14 protein-coding genes are annotated in these 15,952 nt (G+C 59.5%); 3 read left to right on the forward strand and 11 right to left on the reverse strand.

Annotated features, from left to right (window positions below; genetic code table 11):
* Window position 1: 1 nt before the first annotated feature.
* Genes EDE05_RS10240 through EDE05_RS10270 form a run of 7 tightly spaced genes read right to left on the reverse strand, consistent with a single transcriptional unit; the run spans window position 2 to window position 8,643 of the window.
* On the reverse strand, window positions 2-1,039 hold the full coding sequence (locus EDE05_RS10240) for a UDP-glucuronic acid decarboxylase family protein (protein ID WP_105371254.1): 1,038 nt from the start codon (window positions 1,037-1,039) through the stop codon (window positions 2-4).
* Window positions 1,040-1,049: 10 nt separating this feature from the next.
* The gene (locus tag EDE05_RS10245) at window positions 1,050-2,165 is read right to left on the reverse strand and encodes a glycosyltransferase (RefSeq protein ID WP_112797610.1); all 1,116 of its coding nucleotides are present in this window, start codon (window positions 2,163-2,165) and stop codon (window positions 1,050-1,052) included.
* A complete protein-coding gene (locus EDE05_RS10250; RefSeq protein WP_112797608.1) occupies window positions 2,162-3,253 on the reverse strand; it encodes a glycosyltransferase in 1,092 nt (363 codons plus the stop codon). The genes EDE05_RS10245 and EDE05_RS10250 overlap by 4 nt, the downstream gene beginning before the upstream one ends.
* Window positions 3,250-4,380 (reverse strand): glycosyltransferase, encoded by a 1,131-nt coding sequence (locus EDE05_RS10255; RefSeq protein WP_134100809.1) that lies wholly within the window; start codon window positions 4,378-4,380, stop codon window positions 3,250-3,252. Before EDE05_RS10255 ends, EDE05_RS10250 begins: the two co-directional genes overlap by 4 nt.
* A 2-nt stretch (window positions 4,381-4,382) precedes the next feature.
* The gene (locus tag EDE05_RS10260) at window positions 4,383-5,501 is read right to left on the reverse strand and encodes a glycosyltransferase family 4 protein (protein ID WP_245519880.1); all 1,119 of its coding nucleotides are present in this window, start codon (window positions 5,499-5,501) and stop codon (window positions 4,383-4,385) included.
* A complete protein-coding gene (locus tag EDE05_RS10265; protein ID WP_134100812.1) occupies window positions 5,498-7,540 on the reverse strand; it encodes an NAD-dependent epimerase/dehydratase family protein in 2,043 nt (680 codons plus the stop codon). Before EDE05_RS10265 ends, EDE05_RS10260 begins: the two co-directional genes overlap by 4 nt.
* Entirely contained in the window at window positions 7,537-8,643 is a 1,107-nt protein-coding gene (locus EDE05_RS10270) for an NAD-dependent epimerase/dehydratase family protein (protein WP_132410174.1), read from the reverse strand. Before EDE05_RS10270 ends, EDE05_RS10265 begins: the two co-directional genes overlap by 4 nt.
* Before the next feature lie 235 nt (window positions 8,644-8,878).
* On the opposite strand from EDE05_RS10270, the gene EDE05_RS10275 reads away from it, so the two are divergent.
* The 3 genes from EDE05_RS10275 to EDE05_RS10285 all read left to right on the forward strand — a co-directional run bounded on the left by EDE05_RS10275 (window position 8,879) and on the right by EDE05_RS10285 (window position 11,555).
* On the forward strand, window positions 8,879-9,388 hold the full coding sequence (locus EDE05_RS10275) for a DUF1003 domain-containing protein (protein ID WP_132410423.1): 510 nt from the start codon (window positions 8,879-8,881) through the stop codon (window positions 9,386-9,388).
* 117 nt (window positions 9,389-9,505) lie between these two features.
* Entirely contained in the window at window positions 9,506-10,498 is a 993-nt protein-coding gene (locus EDE05_RS10280; RefSeq protein ID WP_208325204.1) for a zinc-binding dehydrogenase, read from the forward strand.
* The gene (locus EDE05_RS10285; RefSeq protein ID WP_134100815.1) at window positions 10,491-11,555 is read left to right on the forward strand and encodes a Gfo/Idh/MocA family oxidoreductase; all 1,065 of its coding nucleotides are present in this window, start codon (window positions 10,491-10,493) and stop codon (window positions 11,553-11,555) included. Before EDE05_RS10280 ends, EDE05_RS10285 begins: the two co-directional genes overlap by 8 nt.
* An 85-nt stretch (window positions 11,556-11,640) precedes the next feature.
* Here the strand turns inward: EDE05_RS10285 and ugpC are convergent, their stop codons facing one another.
* From ugpC to EDE05_RS10305, 4 genes are all read right to left on the reverse strand, one after another.
* Complete coding sequence (gene ugpC / locus EDE05_RS10290; RefSeq protein WP_134100818.1) at window positions 11,641-12,699, reverse strand: sn-glycerol-3-phosphate ABC transporter ATP-binding protein UgpC; 1,059 nt, start codon at window positions 12,697-12,699, stop codon at window positions 11,641-11,643.
* 4 nt (window positions 12,700-12,703) lie between these two features.
* The gene (locus tag EDE05_RS10295) at window positions 12,704-13,534 is read right to left on the reverse strand and encodes a carbohydrate ABC transporter permease (protein ID WP_105371263.1); all 831 of its coding nucleotides are present in this window, start codon (window positions 13,532-13,534) and stop codon (window positions 12,704-12,706) included.
* A gap of 4 nt (window positions 13,535-13,538) precedes the next feature.
* Entirely contained in the window at window positions 13,539-14,474 is a 936-nt protein-coding gene (locus EDE05_RS10300) for a sugar ABC transporter permease (RefSeq protein ID WP_132410166.1), read from the reverse strand.
* 196 nt (window positions 14,475-14,670) lie between these two features.
* Window positions 14,671-15,930 (reverse strand): sugar ABC transporter substrate-binding protein, encoded by a 1,260-nt coding sequence (locus tag EDE05_RS10305; RefSeq protein WP_105371265.1) that lies wholly within the window; start codon window positions 15,928-15,930, stop codon window positions 14,671-14,673.
* Window positions 15,931-15,952: the final 22 nt, after the last annotated feature.

The raw sequence follows: 15,952 nt of genomic DNA on the forward strand, positions 1-15,952 counted from the left end.
CTTAAGCCCTCACATCCATTTCGTAAGCAGATGATTGCCGAACGGCCTGCCAGGACGGTTTTCCGGCACCAGTTCCAAGCACGACCGTGAACCAGTCCGCGGTGTGCCGCAGCCCTTCCGAAAGAGGGACCTTTGGCTCCCATCCGAGGAGTTCCTTGGCGCGTAAAATGTCCGGGCGACGCCGTTGCGGATCATCCGCGGGCAAAGGTTTATAAACCGGCTTGGCCATGGTGGGCGCGATTGCCATCACCATCTCGGCAAGTTCGTTGATGGTGAATTCGCCCGGATTGCCGAGATTGACCGGCATGCCGGGATTCGGATCGACATCCATCAACGCCATCAAACCCCTGACAAGATCGCTGACGTAACAAAATGAGCGGGTCTGCTCGCCGGTGCCGTAGATGGTAAGCGGCTTGCCCGAAATCGCCTGGACGAGAAGGTTGGAAATGATGCGACCATCGTTCGGCTGCATGCGCGGCCCGTAGGTGTTGAAAATCCTGGCGACACGAACATCGACCCTTTCCGCCCGGAGCATGTCGAAGCAAAGTGCCTCGGCCGCCCGTTTGCCTTCGTCGTAGCAGGCGCGAGGGCCGATGCAATTGACATTGCCGCGGTAGTCCTCACGCTGGGGATGTTCCACCGGATCCCCGTAAACCTCGCTTGTTGAAGCCTGCAGGAATGAAGCGCCATCCCGTTCGGCAAGCGCCAGCAGGTTTCCGGTGCCCGCAACGCAGGTCATCATCGTATGGACGGGATCGGCTTGATACTGGGGCGGTGAGGCCGCGCAAGCGAGGTTGTAGATCTGATCCAAGGGCTCGTCGATCTCGTGGAATTCGCAGATATCCTTCTCGATCAGCCGAAAGCCGGGATGGTTCATCAGCGGGCGGATATTGTCTTTCGAACCGGTAATATAACTGTCGACGCATATCACCCGATCGCCGCGCGCAAGCAGGGCGTCGCAGAGATGCGAACCGACAAAGCCGGCCCCTCCGGCGACAAGAACGGTTTTACCATTTCCGGTTCCGGTTCTTTGCAGCATTACAATCTCCTCAAGCTGAAACGGGCTGAAATGTGGATTCTGTTCGGGACATTCGCTGAGGCCAATCTCCGAGCGCCGCTATAAGTTCGCGGGCGCGGGCAATACCGGTATGGCTCTGCACGACCACACTCCTCGCGTTTTTGGCTAGCGACCGGCGGTGCCCCTCATCCAATCCTGTGAGCGCCTCGACCGCATCCTCCGTCCGCTTGGCGACGATGATCGCTTCGCTGTCAGGCAAAAGCTCATCAAGTCCTCGCCAATGATCGCTAATGATCGGGGTTTCGCATGCGGCAGCCTCGAAAAGCCTGACACTCGGCGACCAGCCGGCTGCAATCATGTCCGACCGGGTGACATTGAGCGTGAAGCGTTGCCGGCTGTAGAAGCTCGCATGCTCGCTCGGCGGAAGGTGCTCGATACGTTCGACATTAGCCGGCCAGTCGATCTCATGGGGATATTGCGGCCCAGCCACCACAAACCGCAGTCGCGGCAGTCGCCTGGCCGGTTCAATGAGAATCCTCTCCAGTGTCGGTTGGCGATCCGGGCTGTATGTACCAAGATAACCGAGATCCCAGCGGAAGGCCTCCCGGGTATTGCGATACCTTTCGACATCCACAGAACAGTAGAGGGCTACCGCCTTCCTTGCTCCATATCGCTGTTCCAGACGCGGAAGAACCTCTCCTCCAGAGAAGGAGAAATAGGCATCGAAGAGGGGAATCTGCCGCCGGGCAAGATATTCCTCATCACCTCGATCGAGCTTCGCGAGCGTAACGGGAGTATCGATATCGTAGAAGCAAAACCGCTTGGGCTGCAATGCGGCGACTGCATCAATGACCGCCACTCCTTCCGGCACATAGGAGCCGATAATCACCGCGTCCGCATTATGAAGGCGGCCTGCATGGGAGCCGATCATTCCAGCAATATCGGAATAGTAGGCGAGTTCGCAGAAGTCGGGATCCGGCAGGTCGCGCCTTGTGGCATACCAGGGCACGTCCCGTTCGAGGAACAGCACCCGGTGCCCGCCCGCCTGCAATCCACGGATCAGCGCGCGAAAGGTCGTGGCATGGCCATTGCCCCAGGAGGAGGAGAGCGAGAGACCGAGGAAAACGATGTTCAATGGCTTTGTCATTCAGCCGCCTCCATCCGGGCACCGGCATGGGCGCGGAAGATCGCATCCACCTCTTCGGCACGATGGGCATAGGTGTGATCGGCAAGTACCCGTGCAAGCGCCCTCTCACCAATCGTCTTTGCTCTTTCCTGCGTGAGGCCGGAGAGAATATCGGCAACGTCGCGGCCGTCGCGTGCGACCAGGATTTCCTCCTCAGGCTTGAGGAACAAGTCGATGCCTTGCCAATGATCGGTAATCAGACAAGCTCCCGCCCCAGCCGCCTCGAAAACACGCGTTGCCGGCGAAAACCCGTTTTCCGCCATGCTGGCACGAGAAATATTGAGAACGGCCTTCGGCGTGACATTGAAGGCGTTGTGGTCTCGGGTGGAAACGTGCCCGATATATTTTACGTTCGAAGACTTCGGCTTTTCTTCCCAGCCGGAGCCGCCAAGCAGGAACGTCTGACCTGGGAGTTGGGCAGCCGGTTCGAAGAAAAACTGCTCTACCCGCGCCTCGCGGTCCGGCAGGCGGTTGCCGAGAAAACCGAGATCGGCGGAAAAGCGTGGATCCTGTGGCGCCGGATGATGGGTTTCGGGATCGAGAGCGTTGTAAATCGGCACACAAATTGCCGCGCCCATGGAGCGATAAGCGTTCACGACGGGTTCGCCGCCCCCATAGGTGAGCACAAGATCGATGTCGATCAAGGCCTTGCGGAGCGGGTGATCCGGGGCGGCCCGCAAGTCGGCAAGCGTGGCCGGCGCATCAACGTCCCAGAATATTTTCAGGGCCGTCTGGCGTGCATTCTGGAGAACCCTCTCAAGGAGGCGATCATCTTCGAAACCGACGCCGCTCGCCTTGACGACGATATCCGCCTCGGCAGCTTCGGCAGTCACCGCGTTCAACGCATCCACCGTGCCCTCGTAGACAACCACCCTGCACCATTCCGGTGGATCGATATCCCGGTTCTTCTGGCGATCGAAGACATCCGGTTCATAGAAGGTGATGTCGTAACCTTTGGCCGCCAGGGCTCTCAATAGACCGCGATAATAGGTGGCAGCGCCATTCCAGTAGGCGGATACGAGGCTTGATCCATAAAAGGCAATCTTCATTCCGCGGCCTCCCTGACAGCGAGCTTCTGGGTCACCCTCTGCGTTCCGCATGCGGCCAGTATGGAAAACAGCTCATCGACACGATGGCGGCAGGTGTGGCGCGCGCGGATGGTTTCGAGTCCAGATGACACGAGCGAGGCGGACAGGCCGGAGTCGGATAAAACGTCGCGAAGCAGTTGCATCATCTCTTCGCCGTCGCGCGCGATGAGGTAATCGCTGCCGGGCCGGAAGAGATTTTCGGCATCGTTCCAAAAGGCAGAGATCAGCGGAATGCCACAGGCCAGGGCCTCGAAGACGCGGATGGTCGGAATGCCGGGAAGGTTTTCGACATAAGGTCGACGAGGGATGTGAACCGTCACCTTGTTTTGAGCAAAGGCACGCGGTGCCTCCGCATTGGCGATCCAGCCTCCATAAGCGATCCCTGCCTCTTCGAGCGCTTGCAGCGCATGGCCGGGATAGCGCACGCCGCGTACCGTCGTCTTCAGGCCAAGTCGCCGGGACGGTTGCACGAGATATTCCATGATTTCGGCGGATCGTTCGTTGTCGCCCCAGTTGCCGATCCAGATCAGGTCGCCGACCTTTTCGATCTGCGGCAAGGGACGGAAAAGTGTATCGTCCGCAGCTTCGTGCCAGGTAAAGACGGACTTTCCCCAGCCGGCCTTGAGATAGCGTTCGCGCAGGGTTTCGCCAAAAGCTAGAACGCCGTCGTAATCGCTGAGTTTGAGGCCGGCTATATCCCCCTCGGCCGATACCGCGCGGTGATGCGTATCGTGGAAGAGCAGCGTAAATTTGCCGCCGTCGCGGCGAGCCCTTCCGATCCGTTCCACCAGTGCCGGTTCGGTCCATTCGTGGACAATTACGACATCGGCATTGGCAATCGCCTCTTCGTGCTCGAAATTGCTGCCGTAGACATAGGTTTGAAGTTCGGGGAAATTTTCATGGAATTTCTCGATCGCCATCGGCCCCTGATCTTCGACCAGACTGGTGCGGCTCCAGGCGTTTTCCGGTTCGAGCGCGAATGCTCGATGCCCTCGGCGGATGAGACCGCGCATCACGCCCCGGAGGAAATGAGCGTTTCCATGATTCCAGTCCGAAATCAGGGAATGGGTATAAAAGATGAACTTCATGATCACTCCGCTGCGGTAAGAGCTGGGCGGTTCGCCGAAAGGAGGCGTAAGTAAAGCGCCATCACCGCATCGGCCTGCGCCTCCAGACTGTACTTTTCCGATCGGACAAGCGCCTCTTCGGCAAGTGTTGTTCGCAGGGAAACGTCGCGCGAAAGCCGATTGATGGCGTCGACAAATGCCCGCGGTTCACGGGGTTCGGCAAACAAGGCAGCTCCGTCCCAGAGTTCCCCGTAGGTGGGTATATCCGCCAGCACCAAAGCGCTTCCGCTTCTGGCCGCCTCCAGCGCAACAAGGCCGAAGGGCTCGTAAACGGATGGAGATGCGACGATTGCCGCCCGAGCCATCATCGCCATAGCATCCGTGTGGGCAAGCTCGCCGCGGTGAACAGCGTTGCGAATGGGGAGATACTGGCCATTAGGTCCATGGCACGCACCCGCCATTACCAGCGGCCATTTTATCTGACCTGCTGCAGCGTCCAGGATGACGCCGTTCTTTCCATCATCCCACCAGCGGGCTGCGGCGAAGACAAAATCCTCCTTGTCCCGTGTGCGCGCCGCGACCGGGCTCGCATTGTAGACAACCTGCAATCCGTCGATCGGGCCATATGCCCGACGCAGCATCGCCGCATGGCTATGGCTCGGTGAAAGCACGGCGTCCGCGCGATCGAAGCCTTTATAATTCAGTCGAAACTGCCATTGCCACTCGTTAGGCACTGTCTGGCCGCGCACTGCGGCAAACCAAGTGACGACACAGGAATGCGACACCACCACCACCGGCACCGACGTTTCCAGCCCCACGGCCTGGGAAGGCAGATTGAGATGGACGAGGTCGATATTTTCTCGTTTTATAAGATCGTCGAGGAGGCGAGGAACCTGTTTCAACGCCTCTTCATCTTCGACCAGCCAGTCGAGCGGGGCGTCCAGCCAGACGAAGCTGCCGATAGACTCCGCCTCCCGCACCTGTTCCGAAGATGGTCGTGGCCCGAAAGCGGCAAACACGGTCTCGACGCCTTTCGACCGCAATCCCAACGCCAGATCGAGCCCGTAGCGCCAGACCCCACCAACCGCATCGACGGTCATTAATACTCGGGCGAGTTCCGGCCGTCCGTCTTGTGCCGTCATGCCCGCACCTTCCGCTTTTCCGGGAGACGCGGCCGGCCGCCGAAGCGATTGTCAGCCAGCCATTCCGCCAGATGTCGCAAACCGCTCTGCCAGCGTATGCGAGCCTGCCAACCGAGTTCCTGTTCCAGCTTGCGGGTATCCGCGACGAAGTAATACTGGTCCCCAGCACGCCAATCACCGAACCCGGTTTCCAGGGAATGGCCAGTCAGTTTCTCGATCTCGCTGAGAACAGCGACGATGCTGACCGCGTTGAGGGGGCCGCCGCCGAGGTTGAACACCCCGCCCTTGACCCTCTCGATGTTGGAAAGGACCGCGCGATAGGCTGCCACCGCGTCGTCTACATGCAGGATATCGCGAACCTGCTTGCCGTTGCCATAGATGGAGATCGGCTCACCAGACAGGGCGCGGATCAGGAAATGCGCCACCCAGCCCTGGTCCTCGGTTCCGAACTGGCGCGGCCCATAGATGCAGCTCATGCGCAAGACGGCGGTGGGGATCGAATAGGACTTGGCATAGTCGAGGACATATTGGTCCGCGACACCTTTCGAGCAGCCATAGGGTGTGCAGAAATCGAGAGGTCTGTCCTCGCCGATGCCATGTGACCGCACATCCTCATGGATGGGAATATAGCGATCTTCCACTTCCACCATTTTCAGATCTTCCAGCGCACCATAGACCTTGTTGGTACTCGCGAAGATTACCGGGGCATTCCTGCCTGCCTTGCGTACGGCCTCAAGCACATTGATCGTGCCACGCGCATTCGCCTCGAAATCGTCGATCGGATGAGCAAGACTCGTGGTGACTGCGGTCTGAGCGGCCAAATGAAAGACCGCCTTGGCATCGCTGAAGGCGGCCTCGATTCCGCGCAGGTCGCGCACGTCCGCGAGCACCGGATGGACGCGCTTGCCATGACGATCCATAAGCCAGGCAAGATTCTGGTCGACGCCGGGTCGGCCCAGATTGTCGAGGATCACCACATCCTCGCCCTCCTGCAGGAAGCTATCGGCAATGTTGGAACCAATAAAACCACTGCCGCCAGTAATGACCAAAGGCGCCGCACCAGCGGTCAGATTCGGAGTCGCAAGCTGCGTCACCTCCTCGATACGCGACACGCCGCCTTCCATGAGCAGCCGGGCAAGCAGTTTCGGCTGATAGTCGTGGGTGACCGCGCCGAGGTGATAATGCCGGGGGTCGAACCACAACCCCTCCTGCACGGGTACGTTGGGGGGCACGTCACACCAGGAATACCAGTACATGCGATCGGCCGGGACGTGGAGCGCCTTCGTAAAACGCCGAGCCTGCTCCATCTCGTCGCTGCGCCAAGTGGAATATCCTGTCTCGGTAACCCAGACCTCCGCACCCCGATTGTAGCGATCCAGGATCTTGCGCATCTCGCCGAGATGCATGTCCCAGCCGCCCCAGGTGCCGGTTTCGCTGTCCCAGGTACCTGGGAAACCATGGAAACCGACGGCGTCGACGACACCCAATACACCGCGCTCGCCCATCAGGTTCAGCCAATAGGGATCGAATGGGCAAGGTCCTCCGAGGACGGGTTTCCAGCCCCGATGTTTGGCCCAATAGGCTGCACCTCCGACCATTTCGCAAAACAGCAGAAAGTCGCTGTCCTCGCGCCAATCCCAGTCGAGCAGATTGTTTGGCTCGTTCCAAAGTTCGATATGACTGAAATGCTTTCCGTATCGAGTCAGCACATGATCGACGAAATCCGCATAGGATTTAAGATCGGACGGAGCTCCGGAAGAGCGGCTTGTCCGCGAGAGCGAAGGCGGCGTATAATGAATACAAGGCAGAAGATCGATCTCCTTGCCAAGCTTGGGGAGTAGCCAGTCGAACCATTCCTCCCCACCCGATGCGAGATACTCCGCCCAGGACAGATGGGTGCGCAGATAGCTTGCTCCGCTTGCGAGGATACCGGGAAGGATCTGCTCCGTCCGCTCGAATTCACCCGGGCGAAACCATTCAACAAAACCATAGGACCGATGGTTGCCCGCGCGGCGTGACGAAGAACCTGCGGCGCTCATGATACCAGCCCCCGCTCTTCGAGCTGCCGCTTCATCTCCGCTCCGCGATCGATCGCGCCCGCATTTCGGACCCAGTCGGCAAAAGGCCTCAGCGAATTTTCCAAACGATGCGCCGGCTCAAAACCAAGAAGCTCACGCGCCTTGGAAATATCGGCGAAGCAGTTGCGGATGTCGCCGGAGCGGGCCTTGTTCATGATGTCCGGCCGGATGTGGGGTACATCCATGGCATCGGCCAGCAACGTTGCGACCTCGGCGATGGTATAGGCCTGGCCGCTGCCGACATTGATGACATGCCCCGCGGCATTCGGCTTTTGGAGTGCCAGCCGGAAGGCACGCGCGACGTCACGGACATGAACGAAATCGCGCCGCTGCTCGCCGTCTTCGAAAATCATCGGCGGCTGGCCGTTGGCGAGCCGTGAAGCGAAATTGGCAAGCACCCCGGTATAGGGATTGGATAAAGCCTGCCCTGCACCGAAGACGTTGAACAAACGAAGCGCTACCGCCTCGACGCCATAAGCTTCGCCGAAGATCAACACTTGCTTTTCCTGCGCGTATTTTGTCAGCGCATAGATCGATGCGAGATCGACGGGCTTTTCCTCATCGGTCGCGACTGGTATCAGGGCTTCGCCAATGGGGCTGCGCGGATTCCATTGCCCTGCCTTGATGCTCTCGCTCCTGCGGCGAACGAGATCCAGCTGATGTCCATCTTCGGTGCGATATCGCCCTTCGCCATATACGCTCATCGATGAGGCGACGACGATGCGCTTGATCGGACGGCCGATCATAGCTTCCAGAAGAACCGCGGTCCCGAGGTCGTTGCCGCCAACATAACGGGCGATCTCGTACATGGATTGGCCTACACCAACTTCCGCCGCGAGATGAATGACGCCTTCCACGCCCTCAAGGGCCTTCTCCACCACCGGCTTGTCCCGAACGTCGCCGCGAAAGACTTCCGCCGCATCAGGCACCGACGCTTCCCCATCACCGTGAACTTGGTCGATGAACGCGTCGAGGATACGCACCTCATATCCGTTATCGAGAAGTTCCTCGGCCACATGACGGCCGATAAAGCCGCAGCCACCAGTTACAAGAATTGCCGCCATTGTACTTCCTAGATGTATGGAAAAAAGCTTCTGATGCTGGCCGAACAGCGGTCAGGAACAAAAGTTCCTTCATCAATGACATCTTTGTGTTCTATGACTTCATCAATGACATCTTCCGATGCGGCAGGAACCGTAAGCAGAGTCTCCGGTTAGGGCAGAAATTCACACGCCATGACGGGATAGAGATGTGACCGCTCAAAAAAAGGAACAGGCGCCCGCCTCCGATGGCCCTCGGATGGCGCAACCGATCTCCGCCGTTCTGGACCGCAATATCAATGCACTCATTCAGCGGCGCGCCGCCGAGCAGGGGACAATGTCGCTGCAGGAGCGGATCGCTGAGGCAATGACAAATTTTGCCGGCAGCATGCTCTTTGTGTACCTCCACGCGATCGTCTTCAGCCTCTGGATCCTTGTGAATGTGGGATGGCTGCCGGTCCTGCCTGCTTTCGACCCGTCACTTGTCATCCTGGCGATGGTGGCTTCGGTCGAGGCGATCTTCATTTCTACGTTCGTGCTGATCAGCCAGAACCGCATGGCCGCCGTAGACGACAGACGCGCCGACCTCAGCCTGCAGATCTCGCTTCTCAACGAGCACGAGACGACAAAATTGATCGCGATGGTATCCGCTATCACCGACAAGCTCGGCATCGAAACGGAAGTCGACCAACAGGAAATCGACGAGATGAAGCAGAACGTACCGCCCGAGGTGGTCATGGAAGAGATCGAGCGGCAGAGAGATCATTAAGCAAGCATCATCTTCTATGACTTCATCTTCTTCAACTTCTTCCGGAACTCTGTCTCGCATCTTTTAGTTCTGATGGATGGAGAGGTGATCGGGCGGTGGGAAAAGGATAAGATCTGCATGGATAGCACGGCGATGCGGCGCCCGCAGGAGATGAAGGCCGCACTTTTAACTGGACCCGGCAGGATCGCTGTGGAAGCCCGATCACTCCCTGAACCGGGGCCTCATGAGGTCAGAATCAGGCTGGAGGGCTGCGGGGTCTGCGCTTCCAATCTCGGCCCTTGGGCAGGGCCTGACTGGATGACCTTTCCAACAGAACCCGGCGGTCTCGGTCACGAGGGCTGGGGTTATATAGATGCGGCCGGATCAGATGTTCACAGTGTCGGGGTGGGCGACCGGGTCGCGGCACTATCCTACCATGCCTACGCCACGTATGACATCGCTGACGAGACGATGGTCGTGCCTCTGCCGCCGGCGCTGAACGGCAAACCGTTTCCCGGGGAACCGCTCGGTTGCGCAATGAACATCTTCCGCCGCAGCGGAATAACGGCCGGCCAAACCATCGCGATCATCGGTATCGGTTTTTTGGGCGCGCTCCTGACCCAGATCGCGTCGAAGGCCGGCGCCCGGGTGATCGCTATCTCGCGACGACCGTTCTCGCTCGAAATAGCCGAACGAATGGGAGCGGCCGAGACGATCGCCATGGACGACCACTGGCGCATCATCGAGGACGTGCGGAAACTCACCGACGGGCGCTTCTGCGATCGCGTTATCGAGGCCGTCGGCAAGCAATGGCCGCTCGATCTTGCCGCCGAATTGGCGATGGAGCGTGGCCGGCTGATCATAGCCGGGTACCATCAGGACGGGCCCCGGCAAGTCAACATGCAGCTCTGGAACTGGCGCGGGCTGGATGTCGTCAACGCGCATGAGCGTGATCCGGCCACTTATGTTCAGGGTATTCGCGAAGCAGTCGACGCCGTCGCGACCGGCCAGCTCGATCCCTCGTCCCTCTATACGCATACCTACCGTCTGGACCAACTCGACCAGGCGCTGAACGATACCCGCGATCGTCCGCAAAATTTCCTCAAGGCACTGGTGATGTACGATGAATGAAATGCTTGCTGAGAGAACACTCTCGGTCTCTCCGAAACCGGTTCGGCTCGGCTTTCTCGGCGTCGGTTGGATCGGCCGACACCGCATGCAGGCAATCCTCGATACCGGCGTCGCTGAAGCGGTCGCGATCGCCGATCCGTCGCCCGAGATGACGGCAGAAGCGAAAAAGCTCGCACCCGACGCCATCCTGGCCGAGAGCCTGGATGAATTATTGACCTGCGATATCGACGGGATCGTCATCGCCACCCCAAGCGCACAACATGCGGCACAGTCGATCAAGGCGCTGGAGGCCTGCGTCGCCGTCTTCTGCCAAAAGCCGCTGGGGCGCACAGCCGGGGAGGCCGCAGCCGTCGTGCATAGAGCAAGAGAGGCCAACCGCTTGCTCGGGGTCGACCTCTCCTATCGTCATACCGCGAGCATGAACCGGATCCGGGAAGTCATACGGACAGAAGAACTGGGCAAGATATTCGCAGCCGATCTCGTGTTCCATAACGCCTACGGGCCCGACAAGCCTTGGTTCTACGATAAGAACCTATCGGGTGGTGGCTGCTTGATGGATCTTGGCGTCCACCTGATCGACATGGCTCTCTGGTCGCTGGACTTCCCGACTATTGCATCAGTCTCCGGTCACTTGATGGCCGGCGGTCGGCCGATCGCCGCAGACGATCATCAGGTCGAGGATTACGGCGTCGCGAGCCTGACGCTCGACAATGGAACGGTTATCCGCCTCGCCTGCTCATGGCGTTTGCAGGCCGGCTGCGAGGCGATTATCGAAGCCAGCTTCTACGGCACCGGCGGCGGGATATCGATGCACAACGTCGAAGGGTCGTTTTACGATTTCATGGTCCAACGCTTTCACGGGACGTCGAGCGAAATCCTCATCCGACCTCCCGACGATTGGGGCGGACGAGCGGCAGCGGACTGGGTCCGAAAGCTGGCAGCTGGAGAAGGGTATGATCCCGCCTGCGAAAGGCTTGTCAACGTAGCCGAGGTGATCGACCGCATCTACTCGGTGTCAGCTCGTCCCCGAACGGGCCCGGATCATACGGCGGCCTAACCCTTTCGTTGGGCGAACGGACACTGGGTCCGCCTCCCCGTCCGCGACAAATGTCGCAAGCGCTCGTCGACTGAATGCCGCTACGCTAACCTATCCGCTTCCCCTCATCATCGAACAGGTGAATGTGCTCAGCCGGGAACGCCACCATGATCTCACCGGTGACAGCCAGTGCCTGCCGATCCAGCGTGAAGACCTTGAAGGCTATGCCATGCAGCGAAAGATGCAGGATGATGCCAAATCCGGTCGGCTCAATGAGCTCGACAACGGCGCGCCTGCCGTTTCCATCGCTGGTGATCACCACATGCTCCGGCCGGATGCCCAGTGTGAGACTGCTTCCTTCCGGGGTGGATTCGGGGATGCTGGCCTCGATCTGGCTTCCATCCTTCAATCGCAACGTCCCACCTGAATAGGTCACGTCGAGGAAATTCATCCCGGGCGAGCCGATGAAGCCGGCAACGAACAGATTGGCTGGCCGGTCGTAGAGGTCGAGAGGGCTTCCAACCTGCTGCACCACACCGGCATGCATGGCGACAATGCGGTCCGCTAGCGTCATCGCCTCGATCTGGTCGTGCGTCACGTAGATTGACGTCGCCTTCAGGTCGGCATGCATCTTCTTGATCTCGGCCCGCATCTGCTCGCGCAGCCGGGCGTCGAGGTTGGACAGCGGTTCGTCGAACAGGAAAGCCTTCGGTTGGCGCACGATGGCGCGGCCCATTGCGACACGCTGGCGCTGGCCGCCGGAAAGCGCCTTCGGGCGGCGTTCCAGAAGCGGTTCGAGCCCGAGTTTGGCCGCCGCGCCGGCAACGGCCGCACCGATCTTGTCCTTTGCCGTTTTCCGGAGCCGCAGGCTGTAGCTCATGTTGCCGGCGACGTTCATATGCGGATAAAGCGCATAGGACTGGAACACCATGGCGATGTCGCGGTCCTTCGGATGCAGGTTGTTAACCCGATTTCCGGCGATGCGGATCTCACCCTTGCTGACGCCTTCCAGCCCGGCAATCATCCTGAGCAAGGTGGACTTGCCGCAGCCCGACGGGCCGACCAGGACGATGAATTCCCCGTCGCGGATGTCGAGGTCGATGCCATGCAGCACGGAGACATGGCCGTAGGATTTTTCGAGTTTTTCGATCTCAATCGATGCCATTTGACTAACCCTTGACCGCGCCGGCCGTCAGACCCTGGACGAGGTAACGCTGGATGAGGAGGAAAAAGAGCCCGGCCGGGATGAGGGCGAGGACGCCGGCTGCCATCATCTGGCCGAAGTCGACCGAGAATTTCGAAACGAAGGTCAGGAGACCCACCGGGAAGGTGGCCGCAGCGTTGCCGTTGATCAACATCAACGCGAAGAGAAGCTCGCTCCAGGCGGCGGTGAAGACGAAACCAAGCGTCGCGGCGATGCCTGGCAGCGTCAGCGGCAGGATGATCTGCCGGAAGGCCGTGAACTTGGTTGCGCCGTCGATCATCGCCGCCTCTTCCAGGTCCTTCGGAATGCCGTCGAAGAAGGACTGCATCAGAAACGTGGCGAAGGGCACGTTGAAGGCCGAATAAACGAATACCAGCCCCGTCAGGCTGTTGGTGAGGCCGAGTGGCGAGAGGATTTTGAAGATCGGCGCGACCAGCATGACCAGCGGAAACATCTGGGTCAGCAGCATCAGCGCGACGATCCAGTATTTCGCGCGGAAGCTGAAGCGGGAGAGAGCATAGCCGGAAAGCGATGCGCAGACGGTGACGACCACGGCCGTCGATCCCGAGACGATCAGGCTGTTCTTGAAGAAGGTCGGAAAGGAGCTGTGCCGGAGCACGAAGGCATAATGATCGAACGTCGTGCGCGAGGGCCACATCCGCACGCCTTCCGAATAAAGAAGATCGTTTGGCGTCACCGACACTTTCAGCAGCCAGAACAGCGGGAAGAGCGCAAAGGCGATGTAGCAGAGGATCGCAATGCGATGCGCGACAGTCGGCAGAAGGGACTGTTTCATGGGTTCAATCCTTGTTCAGCAAGGTCTGCCGCAGCAGGATGATCAGCATCGAATAGGCGAGCAGCAGCACGAGCAGAACCAGCGCGATCGCCGACGCGTAGCCGAAATCAAGTGCCTTGAAGGCCTGGGTGAAGATGTAGCTGGCGACGATCTGGGTGCGGTCGGCGGGACCGCCGCCGGTCATGACGACGATGAGGTCGGCGAAATTTGAGATCCAGACGGTTCGCAAGAGCACGGTAATGGCAATCGTCGGCGCGAGAAACGGCAGGGTGATCGAAAAGAACCGCTGAAACCAGTTGGCCCCGTCGATCGACGCCGCCTCGTAGAGATCGCGCGGGATCGCCTGCAGCGCGGCGAGCAGGGTGATGGCGAAGAACGGGATGCCCCACCAGACATTCGCAACGATCGGTCCCCACATCGCATACTGCGGGTCGGAGAGGATGTTGCCCGGTTGCGACATCAGGCCGAGCCCGAACAGCCAATGCGGCAACGGTCCGATCACCGGGTTGAAAAGCCACGCCCAATTGAGGCCGGCGAGGAATGAGGGCACAGCCCAAGGAATGAATACGAGCGCCTGGACAAGGCCTCTCCCCCAAAAAGGCTTATCGAGCAGCAGGGCAAGGATAAGCCCGAAGACAAACTGCAAGAAGACGGAAGCGCCTGTCCACCACACGGTGTTTCTCAAGGCGCCATAGAAGGCGGCGTCCCTGGAAAGTTCTCGAAAATGCTCAAGGCCGATAAACCCTCCAGAAAACGGATTGAGCAGTTGGATATCCCGAAACGCATAGGAAATGCCGATGACCAGCGGCACCAGCATGACCACAACGATCAGGATCAGCGACGGGGCGCTATAGAGATAGGGCTCGCAAGCATGCGCGAGCCGCGTCAGCCACGGCCTGCGGTCGTGGTCCCTGCCAAGCGTATCGGCGGTGATGGTCATCGATGGTCGGCTTTCCGTGTGTTCTTCAATTGGTGGCACAACCTGCGGCCCCCTCACCCGGCCTCCGCTAACGCTCGGCCACCCCCTCCCCTAGAGGAGAGGAGAACCGGAGGCATTACAGCAACTTCCCTTCTCCCCATCGGGGAAAAGGTGCCGGCAGGCGGATGAGGGGGCTTCGGGTTCGGAGCCCGATCGCTTACTTCTTCGCCAGATGCTTCTGCTGCGCCTTGGTGAGATATTCAGCCCACTGGTCGGCAAGCTGCTTCGGGGTGATGTCGCCGAGAAGCGCCTGCTGTGAGGTCTTGATTGCCAAGGAATCCTTGAAGAAGGCAAACTCTTCCAGATAGGTCGGCATCACCGTCGGCACCGTGTTCGGATCGGCAAGTTCCTCAAACCAGCCCTTGAACTGGTCGCCCGCGTAGAACGGGTCCTGTTCGGCGGACGTATAGGCCGGCAGGGCGCCGATCTTCTTGTTCCACTCGAGATTACCTTCCTTACCTTCCAGCGTCGCGATCAGCTTCCACGACAGATCCTTGTCTTTCGTCGTGGAGAACATCGACCAGCCGGCATAACCGATGGTCGGGAAGGACTTGCCGTCAGGTCCTTTCGGCAGCGGGATGACCCCAAAATCCTCCTTCTTCATGCGCTCGGCGATCGCGATCAGCGCGTCCGGATCCTGATCGAGGAAGGCGCAGGTGCCGGAATAGAAGCCGGCGACGACTTCGTTGAAGCCCCAGTTGACGCTGTCCTTCGGTGCGTACCCCTTTTTGTAGAGATCGACCATCCACTCGATGCCCTTGGCCCAGCCTTCGCTGTTCATGGTCGAGGTACCGTCTTCCTTGAAATATTTGTTGTCGCCGGCCATCGAGGCGGCGAAGATCATCCAGCCGTTCAGGCCGCCGGGGCCACCGCGCATGCAGTAGCCATATTTGCCAGGCAGTTTGGAGACGGCTTCGGAGGCCTTGGTGAACTCGTCCATGGTCTTCGGCGGTTCCTTGACGCCTGCCTGCTCGAGCAGCTTCTTGTTGTAGAACATGGCACGTAGATAGAAGCCGTAAGGCAGCATATAGGCGGTCTTCTTGACGTCGCGGCCGAGTTCGAGCGCCCGGGGCGTCAGTTCCTTGGTCTGCTCCCACTTCGCAAGATAGGGCTCGAGGCTCTCCAGCATTCCGTTGTTGGCGTAGAGCGACAGCCAGGTATCGGGCATTTCCATCACGTCCGGCGTGTCGCCGGCGGAAACCATGGTCGCGAATTTCTGAAAGGCCTCGTTCCACGGCAGCGAGATGATCTCGACCTTGGTGCCGGGATTGGCGGCTTCAAACTTCCCGACAATCGACTTCAGCGTTTCGGTGCGCTCCGGGCTGGTGATGACTTCGACCAGCTTGAGTGTGGTATCGGCCAGCGCGCTGCCGGCCATCAGCGTGGCAAAAAGTACGGTTGTTATTAGCGTCTTCATTGTCGTTCTCCCAGTTGTTATC

Source organism: Neorhizobium sp. R1-B (assembly GCF_004368875.1).
GTDB lineage: Bacteria > Pseudomonadota > Alphaproteobacteria > Rhizobiales > Rhizobiaceae > Neorhizobium > Neorhizobium huautlense.

What these genes read in the sequence shown, in the direction of transcription:
- EDE05_RS10240 (WP_105371254.1), bottom strand. Translation starts at nt 1,039, where the DNA reads ATGCTGCAAAGAACCGGAACCGGAAATGGTAAAACCGTTCTTGTCGCC.
- EDE05_RS10245 (WP_112797610.1), bottom strand. Translation starts at nt 2,165, where the DNA reads ATGACAAAGCCATTGAACATCGTTTTCCTCGGTCTCTCGCTCTCCTCC.
- EDE05_RS10250 (WP_112797608.1), bottom strand. Translation starts at nt 3,253, where the DNA reads ATGAAGATTGCCTTTTATGGATCAAGCCTCGTATCCGCCTACTGGAAT.
- EDE05_RS10255 (WP_134100809.1), bottom strand. Translation starts at nt 4,380, where the DNA reads ATGAAGTTCATCTTTTATACCCATTCCCTGATTTCGGACTGGAATCAT.
- EDE05_RS10260 (WP_245519880.1), bottom strand. Translation starts at nt 5,501, where the DNA reads ATGACGGCACAAGACGGACGGCCGGAACTCGCCCGAGTATTAATGACC.
- EDE05_RS10265 (WP_134100812.1), bottom strand. Translation starts at nt 7,540, where the DNA reads ATGAGCGCCGCAGGTTCTTCGTCACGCCGCGCGGGCAACCATCGGTCC.
- EDE05_RS10270 (WP_132410174.1), bottom strand. Translation starts at nt 8,643, where the DNA reads ATGGCGGCAATTCTTGTAACTGGTGGCTGCGGCTTTATCGGCCGTCAT.
- EDE05_RS10275 (WP_132410423.1), top strand. Translation starts at nt 8,879, where the DNA reads ATGGCGCAACCGATCTCCGCCGTTCTGGACCGCAATATCAATGCACTC.
- EDE05_RS10280 (WP_208325204.1), top strand. Translation starts at nt 9,506, where the DNA reads ATGGATAGCACGGCGATGCGGCGCCCGCAGGAGATGAAGGCCGCACTT.
- EDE05_RS10285 (WP_134100815.1), top strand. Translation starts at nt 10,491, where the DNA reads ATGAATGAAATGCTTGCTGAGAGAACACTCTCGGTCTCTCCGAAACCG.
- ugpC (WP_134100818.1), bottom strand. Translation starts at nt 12,699, where the DNA reads ATGGCATCGATTGAGATCGAAAAACTCGAAAAATCCTACGGCCATGTC.
- EDE05_RS10295 (WP_105371263.1), bottom strand. Translation starts at nt 13,534, where the DNA reads ATGAAACAGTCCCTTCTGCCGACTGTCGCGCATCGCATTGCGATCCTC.
- EDE05_RS10300 (WP_132410166.1), bottom strand. Translation starts at nt 14,474, where the DNA reads ATGACCATCACCGCCGATACGCTTGGCAGGGACCACGACCGCAGGCCG.
- EDE05_RS10305 (WP_105371265.1), bottom strand. Translation starts at nt 15,930, where the DNA reads ATGAAGACGCTAATAACAACCGTACTTTTTGCCACGCTGATGGCCGGC.